1 protein-coding gene and 1 pseudogene are annotated in these 1,401 nt (G+C 43.3%); both read right to left on the bottom strand.

The window, feature by feature from the left end; genetic code table 11:
* Positions 1 to 575 (bottom strand): annotated as a pseudogene (locus F6K49_RS49225) (hypothetical protein); the annotation flags it as partial.
* Positions 572 to 1,401, bottom strand: an 830-nt coding sequence (locus F6K49_RS49220; protein ID WP_293110037.1) for a MoxR family ATPase, incomplete at its 5' end; no start/stop codon positions are given. The pseudogene F6K49_RS49225 and the gene F6K49_RS49220, both read right to left, overlap by 4 nt.

Below are 1,401 nucleotides of genomic sequence, written 5' to 3'. Positions count from 1 at the left end.
ATTATTTCTTGCCAAATTACTGTTGAACGGAATTCCTCCACCACCAGGGCTAAATCCAACCAGCGTTCCGGTGCTGGCTTGAGTACAGGTGTCCAAATCTTTTTTTCGACAATCTGGGTAACGGTTTCCTCTTCATCAATAACCGTCTGAGTTTGAGAGGGAACTTTCCGCATCAGGGGACGCAACGCCCTTGCTAACGCTAGAGTTTGGCGTAATGCTCGAGCAGCGGGTGCTTGAAAGGGAATGCCTTCAGATACCGTTTTCTCTGTTGACTTATCTGTTGACTTATGGGGTGAGAAAGGGGGAAGATGAGCAGAGGCAGTAGGTGGACTAGAAGAAGATTTAATGGGTGGTGTTAATTTAGAATCAGGCCGCGTTTTAGGCGTTTTAGGTTTGGTTTCAATAACAGTTTTAGAATCTTCAACAGGTGTTTCCTTCAGGGAACTTTCTTCAATCTTACCCATCTGAACAGCTAACCATAGGATATCGACAATTTGTTCACCATCTAGGTCTAACTCAGCCCGTTTGAGCCGAGAATTCAGTGCAGCGATCCCCAAAGTTTCTGAATTCATCATCCATCCTCGCTGCTAGTCAAATACTTAAGTAATTGTTCAATCAATTGTTCTTTTTCTTGACCAGTGGGGGCCGATTCGCGAGTCATCAAGTAAATAGCATTGAGGAGTTGATCTGTTGCTAAATCTCCCTTGTTACGTTTTTCCAGAAATTGCTCAATTAACTCCTGAGCCTGTTTGGTAATCTCCGGCTCTGTACCCAAATGAGCCGCCACAATTTTATCTAACTCTACATCATTGGGTTCCTTTATATTCAGCCGCAGACAGCGCCGCAAGAACGGGGGGGGAAAGTCTCGTTCTCCATTGCTAGTGAGAATTACTAAGGGAAACGCTTTACAGCGTATTCGTCCTTCTGTGATATCAACTTTGATATCTTTAGCAGTTGGCTCATTTTCATCTTTATAAGCGGTTCCTACTGCCACTGTTTCCAACTTTTCTGAAATCCGAACTAATTCGGGGATTTCAAATTCCCCCTCTTCAAACACATAAAGCAAATCATTAGGCAAGTCTATATCACTTTTATCAATTTCATCAATCAGTAGCGCTCGCGGCTTATCTGATGGTAAGAGTGCTGTACCCAATGGTCCGAGTTTAATATAGTTCCCAATTTCTTTGAGATTATCCTGATTAGTCTTATCCTGTTGCTGAGCATCCTGTAGACGACCGATGGCATCATAGGAATAAAGACCATCCTTCAACGTTGTCCTGGTTGTAATCGGCCAGTATAACACTTCACCTAATTTTAGCTCATAGGCAACCGCATAAGCTAAGGATGTTTTTCCAGAACCTGGTTTTCCGGTTACTAATAAAGGACGACGCAGGTAAAGGA

The organism is Moorena sp. SIO3I6, assembly GCF_010672095.1.
Note: the sequence above shows the minus strand (reverse complement) of the source record. Positions and strands in the feature narration are given on the sequence as shown.